We start from the raw sequence: 9,366 nt of genomic DNA, 5'->3' as shown, positions 1-9,366 counted from the left end.
GTGGGTGGGTGGGCGGTGGCGTGCCGCGTAGCGGTGCGGCGTCGATCCCCGGAAGCATCCGCCGTGGGTTGTTGGTGAAGGGATCGTCACGGCCTCGGCCGGTGGATCGTCGAGCTCGGGACTGGACGGTTCGGCGTTGGTGGGCGTGCGCGCGGGGCCGTAGGCCGTAGCGCGTGCGCGCGGCCCGGCGGCAGCCGGGCCGTACTTGATTAGGTATAGCAGTTTTGAGCCAGACATCCGGTGCCATGCACGTCTACCGGTCGTTTTCGGTTCGTTTCGGACTGCTGCTCGGGGGGTGATGTGGTGGTCGGGCTGGCGCCGTCAGGTGCCTGTCCGGTGGTGTTGGCGGCGTGGGGCCGTAGAGGTCTCCGGGGTCAAGGGCCGCGCCCGGAGGGTGGTCGCGTCAGCAACGCGGTAGCTCCTGGGCTGCGGTGAGGCTGGCGATGGCCGGTGACGGTGGACCATCGTCTGGCGGCCGGGTTGTAGCGGCGTCGGCGGAATCTGCACCGCCGGCAGCTGGGGGTTAGGCGCAGTCGGCAGGGCAGGCCACAGCGGTGGGGGAGTGCCGCGAGGACCCCTTTACTCGGCCGGTTTATGCTTCAGGTGACCTGGACAAACGTGCGTGAGCATGCCGCTGGACCACCGGACTACTGGGGGTCAAGGGGTCGTCGGTTCGAATCCGGCCGTCCCGACAGCACGAAAAGAGGCCGTCGACCGGGATATTCTCCCTGGTCAACGGCCTCTAATTCGTACTGAAACAGTGGAGATTTGCTGATCTAGACGGCGCGTAGCTGGGGACCACTTGGGGACCGGCGAGCCTTCAAGTGAGCGCTCAGGGCTGTTCCAGCGTCTGTGATCGACTGCCGGTCAGGGTGCAGATATCGCTGAGTCGTCGTCAGCGACCCGTGACCCGCGATCTTCCGCAGCACATGCACCGGCACCCCGGCGTCGGCCATCAGGTCAGCCCAATGACATCCGGTCGCCCGGTACTTGTCGTGATCGACATGCAAAACGGCTTCGTGCGCGAACAGTCAGCGCACATCGTTCCTGTCGTTGTCGACCTGGTGCGTCGCTGGCAGGCAGCCGGCGGTGACACGCTTTTCACCCGGTATCTGAACTACCCGGGCAGTCCTTTCGAGCGGTTCTTTGGTTGGCAGCGACTCCAGTCGTCCCCCGACATTGATTTCGTGCCGGAGTTGCGCCCGTACGTAGAACGGGGTGTAACCCTCGATAAGAGGATCTATAGCCCATTTACCCAGGAGGGTATGGCGCTATTCAAGCAGCGCGGATGGGACGAGTTCTACTTCTGCGGGATCGCTACCGAAAGCTGCGTCTTGAAAGGGGCCGTGGACGCGTTCGAGGAGGATTACACTCCATGGCTGATCGCAGACGCGTCAGCCAGTCATGCGGGCGCGGAGGTGCACGAAGCGGGACTGCTGGTCGCACGACGCTTCATCGGTCCCGGTCAGGTGATCGGGCTATCCGACATCCCCACCACGCTCATCAAGCTGTCGCCGGAGTCACCCAACAGGTCCTGACCTTGCCAGAGGCTATCGAGCGCTTCGGTGGCGCACCGGGCAGGTAGTCGCGCTTCTATCGCACGCCACCCTTTGACTGACTTGCCCGTCCTCGCAGTCGTAAATCTGACTCGGATCGCTCCGTTGGCTCGATTGGAGGCGCTCACCCAAGCCGTTATCGTTTAGGTTTCGTTAGAATGATGCCGCTTGCGCGTATCTTGGAGGACGTCTCTATGCCCCTGCATATCAGCCGTGTCGAGGTAGAAAACTTTCGGAACTTCAAGCATCTGCTTATCGACCCATTTCCTGCCACTGCGGTCGTTGTGGGGGCCAACAACGTAGGAAAGAGCAACCTTCTGCACGCCTTAAGGATCATCCTTGACCCTGACTTGCCGGACAGCGCAAGACGGCTCCGTGAGGATGACCTCTACGACGACGGGGCGGGACCTTGCGTTGGTGAGAAGGTACGGATCATCATAGACCTCGCCGGCTTCGGAGAGGATGAGAAGGCGCTGGCCGTCCTTGCAGACTGCCTATTAACTGTCGAGCCCGCTGTCGCGCGCATCGAGTACGTATACGAGCCATCGGAGGAAATCCGCTCAGACGACGACGAACAGGAAAACGACTCAGGCGCGCAAGAGCAGCCAGCCGTCTCAATTGATGACTACGACTGGCAGGTACTCGGAGGAGCCACCGAAAGTGCGCGGCCGCTGCGTACGGAGCCGCGCCGATACATCGGGATCAGAGTGCTCCCCGCCCTGCGGGATGCAACGGACGAGCTTACCCGGCGAAAGTCCCCGCTTCGAGAACTGCTTGATCGGGTAAAGCCTGACCAGCAGATATTGGAGGGGGCTGCGGCCGACGTAACCGCTGCAACCGAAGACCTCCTGACCGATCAAGCGATATCGGACCTGCAACAGGCTGTACGGAAGCAGACTGAGGACATGATTGGCTCCGCGTTGCCGGTCAGCCCAACTTTAGGTATTGCTCCAGCGCTACCTCATCAACTTCTTCGCCAGATCCGGCTGTTCGCGGACGATGCCCGACGCCGAGGAATGCCTGATACCAGCCTGGGAACGGCCAACGTCATCTATCTTGCCCTCCTCCTCCAAGCCGTAGCGGCAAGAAGGTCTTCCCGAGAGCATGTGACAACGATCTTGGGAGTCGAGGAGCCGGAAGCACACCTGCATGTTCAGATTCAGCGTCGCCTGTTTGGCTACCTCCTTCGCGCGGAACCGGCACTAATTCTGACGTCGCATAGTCCGCATGTAGCGGCTGTTGCGCCCTTGCCCAGCATAGTCCTGCTCCGGTCCACCGACGGTGGAACCGTCGCTACCACTGCCCCCGCTTCCTTACTTTCGAGGGAGCAGGTGCGTGACCTTGAGCGTTATATGGATGCAACGCGGGCAGAACTTATTTTCGCGCGGGTTGTCGTCCTGGTCGAGGGTGATGCGGAACGCTACATAGTTCCAGCGATTGCGGCTGCCTACGGTTTCGACCTCACCGATCACGGTGTGAGCGTGGTATCCGTCCAAGGTACCGACTTCCAGCCGTATAAGAATCTCCTCGGCCCGAGCGGTCTTGACATCCCGCACGTGGCGATTACCGACGGTGACCGGGATATTGAAGAGTTCCCGGCTACTACCTCGGGCCTCAGTCGGGCTCTCCGGCTCATGTACAACCGGCCTCTATCGAAAAAGTTGCGAGAACAGGGGAAGTTTCCACTCCGCCCCCGTCGAGACGGCCACGTGGCTATGGATTTGGAGACGAGGAAACTTCTCGTTGATGAACTTGCGGCAGAGGAAATATACGTCGGTGACACCACCCTTGAGACCGATCTAGTTAAGCTCTTTCCGGAGTCTTTCAAAGAAGCAGCCTCTGAGTTATTCAGTGAACGTGTAGCCATTAAATTCAATGGTTTTATCGACGATATATATAGAGGGGGTGGCCTTGACGTGCGTCGCTCATTAGTTGACTACATCGAGGCGAAGGGAAAAGGGCGCTTCGCGCAACGTCTTGCCGACCACCTTTCTACTGCTGACCGGGTTGACATGGTCGACGACCAAGGCGATCACCGCCCTGAGGCCGCGCTACTTCGTGCGCTCGATCGGGTCAGCCTCATCTGCCGTGGAGAATCCCTCGAAATGCGCGTAGAGGCCGGTCTGGATTTCGAGGAGATGTTTTCAGCGGATGGCGGAGCAGCGGGTGAATGAGCCAAATCAGTTGCGTCTTCCTCCGACGGTGGCAGCCGAAATCAACGCATTGAACCGCAAGCAGCGCGCCGCTGTCGTGTGCCTCGAAGATGCCACGGTGCTAGCTGGACCTGGCAGTGGAAAGACTCGCGTTCTTGTTGCTAAGGCTGCGTACCTTTCGGCATCGTGCGTTCAAGCGCCTCAGCGCGTTGCATGCATTACCTATGGCAATCAGGCCGCAGTGGAAATCCGTTCCCGTTTGCGCTCGCTTACCCAAGGGGCTGGTCGGGCCGTCGCCATATCCACCGTGCACGGTTTTTGCCTATCCGAGGTCCTGATGCCCTTCTCGAAAGTGTCAGGGCATGGGGAAATATCTGCCGGGGCCGTGCTTAGCGATGATGATCGGCAGCGTTTTAGGGCTAGTGCATACCAAAACGCTGGCCTTTATGAGGATCCTACCTATACTGACTCACGCGATATTTCATGTCGTAGAACCATTGCGGCCGAAGGCGACCTGTCGCGGTTTAGTTCACGAGTCATCGCAGCGGCGAAGGCATACGATAAGCTCCTCGTCGAGACGGGGCGGCTGGACTTCGAATCGATGGTGGGTCGTAGCCTGGAGATCTTTCGTGCAAAGCCCGCGATCGCAAAAATCGTCGCTACAAAATTTCCCTGGTTGCTTGTCGATGAGTACCAGGACTTGGGTCCCGTCCTTCACTGTCTTGTAACGATACTTCGAGACGCTGGCGCCAGGATCTTTGCAGTGGGCGATCCAGACCAATCTATTCTCGGATTTACCGGAAGTGATCCTAAGTGCCTGCTGGAGTTAGGCGAAGCGACCGAAAAGACGTTTCATCTGTCCGTTAACTACCGATCTGGACGCGCCTTAGTGGCAGCTTGCTCAAACGTACTGGGTGTTGACCGTGGGTATGAGTCCAGAGATGGTGCCGAAGAAGGATTAATTGACTACCAGCCGGTATCGGGCGGGATTGAAAGACATGCTGAGAGAACTGGAGAAGTCGTCGCAGATCTGTTGGCAGCGGGAGTTGAGCCGCATGACATAGCCGTCCTGTACTCGAAGAATCGGAAGAGAGTTCCGGTCCGAAATTGGTTGGAAGCAGCCTTGCGGCAAGCCGCAATCCCGCTGCTTGCGGAGCGGGCGGTGCCGTGGCCCTCCGGCACCGTCATCAGATTTCTGCAGCGTGTCGCAACATGGCAACTAGACCGCACGAGCGGACTTCCGGTGTCGTCCGCATATACGGGATTCGATGACCTGGTGGACGAGTTCTTACGGCTGTATTCGGACCGGCCGGTTTCTGGTAGTCAACGCCTGCCGGTGCGCGTAACGCTGTGGCGGTGCTTGTCGACAGAGGTTAGGCCGGACATGCCGCTTCGTCGTTGGTCACGAGAGGTGATAGACCAACTGGGTCTGCGGCGGTCACTGCGGCGCAGTTTGGAGGCTCAAGAGCTCGTTGCGCTCTCCGAACTTCAATCTTGGAAGTTTACCGGGGTGACTCTGGCGGAATTCTCCGGGGACGCGAAGTCAGTCGGTAAGGTGAGACTTACTACGTATTACTCAGCGAAGGGCCGAGAGTGGACGTACGTGGTGCTTCCCTATTTGCAGGAGGCGATAGCTCCGGATTGGCCACTCGACTACGGTCGCCCCTACCTTCCATCGGAGGCGTTTGTGGAGGCTGAGCGACGTGTATTTTATGTCGCCCTGAGCAGGGCGAAACAGGCCGCCGTCCTGGTATATACACCAGACGGTTTCACTGGGGAGCGCGCGCCGATCCCGTTCAGCACTCCGTCGCGGTTTCTCTGGAACCTGCCAGACTTCCCCGACTAGCAGGCGAACAGTGAATTCCAGACTCAGTGGGCTGTCGGCCTGTTCTGGTCGGCCGGCCACCGGGTCGGCCCTTTCGCCGTTTTAGGGACCAAGATCAGTCAAGTTGGGGTTGGTCTGGTGCTGCTTGATTGTTGGTCAAGTTTCAGGTGGCTACCGGAGTCATTTGCCGAATTGTTCGTTCTCTGGATCAAGGCGGCCCGCAAGCGGGCCGCGCCGGCCGCGCTCGGCCTGCTGGCGGCGCAAGCGCCGGCATCGGCCGGCGCGCCGGCCGATTGCAGACTGCCCCCAAGGAACCGATGCCTCCGGCGGGGATCTTCGACAGAGATGGGCTTTCGAGTCAGGTGTTTAGGGCCTTCTAGCGCCGTGCTGTACGGGCCAGTGTCCTCGCTAGTAGCCGGTTGTCGCGATCGTCATTCCATGTCACCACCTCGACGGGCCGAGTGCCGGGCGGTCGCGAGGCGTTGTGCTGCTCAATCTCTCCCGACAACGCTGCGTTCGTCACCACTAGAACGCCACCGACAGTCGCCGTCTGGGTTACATAGTCGGCCATTGCAACGTCTTGCGACCCGAGCGGCCCATCCTCCCGAAACTTAACCACCACAGCCACCGATTCACTTGCCGTTTGTGCCAGCATGTCGAATCTTTGATCAACTCGCAGTCGCGTAACTTTGGCACCCAGACCCATTAGGGCCTTGGCTACTCGATCCTCGTACCATAATGCTCGGTACTCCGGCAGCTCTTCTATTTCTGGATCGGCGATCCGCGCGCCTTCAATGATTCCGGATGCAGCATCGAAGTTCCCATGTTCCCTCTCTGCCTCCGCCGCCTGAATGGCGCGCCGCTGCCGGCGCCGGCCTAGCTCTAGGCTGTTCGATCCCGCCCCTAGGCGAATAACTGGTGTGCCCTGCACAGCGACAAAGAGGAAGGCGGCACCGATGAGGGCAAGTGCCGCTGAGCCAGCCTGGTTGTCGGTCACGAAGACCGCTGCCCCGCCCGCACCTCCGGCCACAGCACCCAAGACGCCGGCCACGACTCGCTCCCAGGCGATCATCGGTTCAGTCTGGAAGTCGTCGGGCTGCGCGTCGGCCTGAGGTTCTTCTGGCTCCTCCTGGCCATCACCGCCGGGGATGATCTGTCGAGTCACGGATTGCACACTATCGGCACATGCAAGTGTGTGGTCACAAGCGGCTGTACAGCCAGTCGTACAGCCAAGACCACCGGCAGACGCCGACGCCACCCGACAATGACGGACGGGCTGACCAGGTACACAACTACCCAACCAGCCGACTGCGACCTTCTTCTAATTTCCAGGCCGCTCCGGGGCGCCAGCGCGCCGACGATCAGCCACCGCTACTGAGATCGTCCGGTGAGGCGGTCTATCCCGTCGCCCTTGCGCCGCTCCACCGTGTTTTGGTCGGCGGCACCGGGATGGCAGGCGAGCTGCTGGTCGAACTTAGTAGACGTAACATCTACCGATCATAGTTTTTTTTTGAGGCTCGGCCAGGGTGGCGTAGGTCAAGAGGCTCACAAGAACGGCGGTTGTCGCCGTGAGCGCAAGCTGGCCCTTCGTTGGGTCACTCGTGAAGCCAGCGGCGATTTTGGTGACCTCGACCAGCGGATGCGCAAGCACCATCAGGCCGACTCCGAGGCGAGTCGACCGGACCTTAACCCGTGGTGGGCGCATCACGCTGTGTAGCATACGACGGCACTGGCACGGCGCTGTCGGCGGGGTGCCTGACAGCAGGTGGTAGTCCTCGTAATCCCTCCGGTCCCCGTGCCCGTTGCGTGCCCGTTCGGAGGGGCGACCGGGGTCAACGACGGCTAGCTTTCGGACGTGGGGGCAGCCTGGCGAGGCAGGTCAAGCCTCGTCACTGCCGAGCAGGTTCCGGCCGTGTCCACACGTCCTAAACCGTGCTCTGCGGTCATCGAGCGTGTCAGCGTCCCGGGGACCAAGTAGGGACCACACGGCCTGCGCGATCGCGCGCGGCACGACGTCGACCGCACGGCCTGATCTTGGGCACAGCGTGTGTGACGTGCGTGGACGTGTGGCGAAGCGTCCTGGGGGTCAAGGGGTCGTCGGTTCGAATCCGGCCGTCCCGACTGGTTGACCTGGAAGGATGAAGATCCTGCCAGGTGTCGGCGGTAACATCCGGTAACGGATGATCTTTGTTGGCGGTAACGGCGTGGATGGTTGGCCGTTGACGTACCTGCTGCACAACGCTCTGACTTGCCGCTTCATCTGCGTCCTGGATGGAGCGGCAGTTCTGCTCTTGATTGCGCGTCAAGCGCTGCAGATGTCGTCGGCTGTCGCTGCATCGGACGGCCGGATGAGCCTTCGATTTGCGGCAGGACCGCCAGTTGGCCCCTGTTCCTGGCCGTAGTACTCCAGCCGTACCTGGTGGAGTTGAAGTCTTCGCTGGTAGTGGGCTGTTTTGGCGCGGTATTGGTGTCGGCGTCGCCATCGTGGCCATCGATGTGTGTGGTCGAAGGGTCGGTTGGTGGTGATCAGGTGTGCCAGGAGACGTCGGACCTCGCCGAGGGTGAGGGGTATGAGGCCGTGATCGGATTCGGCGCCCCGGTTTTTGGCGTGGGCGGCGGTGACGGCGAGGTAGGCGTGGGCGCACAGAACGAGCGTTATGTGGCGGCACCAGCGTCGTATCGACGCACCTGGTAGTGGTCTAGGTCGACCTCGGTCTTGGCGGTCTGAAAGCACTCCTCGATCGCCCACCGGGTCCCGGTGATACGGATCAGGTCTTCGTCCTGGGTGCCGGCCGGGTCGAAGCACCACGGCGGGGACCCGCTGGCTGCGGGGAACGGCGAGGACGTAGCCGATGGGCTGCTGCTGCAATCACGTCCGGAACTTGGAGTCCTGTCCGTAGGCCTCGTCCGCGGTGACCGACCGGGCCGGCAGGCCGGCGGTAATGGCACGTTCGACCATCCGCAGACCCAACGCGGGCTTCGTGGCGAACCCGACGTTCGCTGCGATGCCCGCTTCCTCGCGGCGGGCGGGGTCGTCGCACCAGCCGCAGGGCAGATGGCGCAGGCGAGGGTGAGGAACGCTTCGTGGATGTCGTCGCGGATCTCCCAGCGGATCCGGAGGCGGCGGAACCAGTGCAGCAGGGCGATGGTTCGCTCGACGACCCAGCGTCGGGTGCCGAGTCCGGACCCGTGGTCGGTGCCGCGTCGGGCGAGGACCGGGGTGATGCCTTTGGCGCGTAGCTGGCGTCGGTAGCAGTCGTAGTCGTAGCCCCGGTCGGCGTAGATCCGGTCGGGTCGTTGCCGGGTCGGCCGCGGATGCCTTTGATCGTGGGATCTTGTCGACCAGGGCAGGAGTTGGGTGACGTCGTGGCGGTTGCCGCCGGTCAGTGTGACGGCGAGGGGGATGCCGCCCGCGTCGGTGATGAGGTGGTGTTTCGAGCCTGCCTTGCGGCGGTCGACCGGGCTCGGAGTAGTTTTGGGCCGTCCTTGAGCGCCCGGATGTGGGGGCCGTCGATCACCACCCTCGACATGTCCAGCTAATCGGTGGCCGGCAGCTTGCCGAGCAGGATCTCGTGCAGCCGTTGCCACACGCCGGCGTCGTTCCAGTCCCGCAACGTGCGCCAGCAGGTCATCCCAAAGCCGAGCCCCAATTCCTGGGGCAGGTACTCCCACGGAATCGCGGTGTGAAGCACGAACAGGATCCCGCACAACACTCTGCGGTCGCCGAAAGGGCTTGCGGCCGGGGAACCGGCCGGCGTGGTGGTCGGGATGGCAGCAGCGGTTCGACCTCGGCCCAGAGTTCGTCCGAGACGATCCACGGCGGCTGCTCACC

At 61.7% G+C, this 9,366-nt stretch carries 6 protein-coding genes and 2 pseudogenes; 4 read left to right on the top strand and 4 right to left on the bottom strand.

What is annotated here, in order from left to right:
- Positions 1-776: 776 nt before the first annotated feature.
- A pseudogene (locus JNW91_RS33490) lies at positions 777-956 on the bottom strand (site-specific integrase); the annotation flags it as partial.
- Positions 957-968: 12 nt separating this feature from the next.
- On the opposite strand from JNW91_RS33490, the gene JNW91_RS05825 reads away from it, so the two are divergent.
- The 3 genes from JNW91_RS05825 (at position 969) to JNW91_RS05815 (ending at position 5,555) form a co-directional block, all read left to right on the top strand.
- Positions 969-1,538, top strand: a complete 570-nt coding sequence (locus JNW91_RS05825) for a cysteine hydrolase (protein WP_203173896.1) — start codon at positions 969-971, stop codon at positions 1,536-1,538.
- Positions 1,539-1,750: 212 nt separating this feature from the next.
- Positions 1,751-3,730: an ATP-dependent nuclease gene (locus tag JNW91_RS05820; protein ID WP_203173891.1), complete on the top strand. Its 1,980-nt coding sequence runs from the start codon at positions 1,751-1,753 to the stop codon at positions 3,728-3,730.
- Positions 3,708-5,555 (top strand): ATP-dependent helicase, encoded by a 1,848-nt coding sequence (locus JNW91_RS05815; protein WP_203173890.1) that lies wholly within the window; start codon positions 3,708-3,710, stop codon positions 5,553-5,555. The genes JNW91_RS05820 and JNW91_RS05815 overlap by 23 nt, the downstream gene beginning before the upstream one ends.
- A 355-nt stretch (positions 5,556-5,910) precedes the next feature.
- Here JNW91_RS05815 and JNW91_RS05810 read toward each other — a convergent pair whose 3' ends face one another.
- Positions 5,911-6,699 (bottom strand): hypothetical protein, encoded by a 789-nt coding sequence (locus tag JNW91_RS05810; protein ID WP_203173889.1) that lies wholly within the window; start codon positions 6,697-6,699, stop codon positions 5,911-5,913.
- Positions 6,700-7,953: 1,254 nt separating this feature from the next.
- On the opposite strand from JNW91_RS05810, the gene JNW91_RS05805 reads away from it, so the two are divergent.
- The gene (locus JNW91_RS05805; protein ID WP_203173897.1) at positions 7,954-8,229 is read left to right on the top strand and encodes a hypothetical protein; all 276 of its coding nucleotides are present in this window, start codon (positions 7,954-7,956) and stop codon (positions 8,227-8,229) included.
- Between the two features lie 174 nt (positions 8,230-8,403).
- On the opposite strand, the gene JNW91_RS33850 is transcribed toward JNW91_RS05805, so the two are convergent.
- Positions 8,404-8,589 carry a transposase gene (locus JNW91_RS33850; protein ID WP_407664263.1) on the bottom strand — a complete coding sequence of 62 codons (186 nt, stop codon included), beginning with the start codon at positions 8,587-8,589 and terminating at the stop codon, positions 8,404-8,406.
- Positions 8,589-9,348 (bottom strand): annotated as a pseudogene (locus JNW91_RS05795) (IS5 family transposase); the annotation flags it as partial. The pseudogene JNW91_RS05795 and the gene JNW91_RS33850, both read right to left, overlap by 1 nt.
- Positions 9,349-9,366 lie beyond the last annotated feature (18 nt).

The organism is Micromonospora parastrephiae, from assembly GCF_016802865.1.
GTDB lineage: Bacteria > Actinomycetota > Actinomycetes > Mycobacteriales > Micromonosporaceae > Micromonospora > Micromonospora parastrephiae.
The sequence above is the reverse complement of the archived record's forward strand: the minus strand, read 5'-3'. Positions and strand labels throughout refer to the sequence as shown.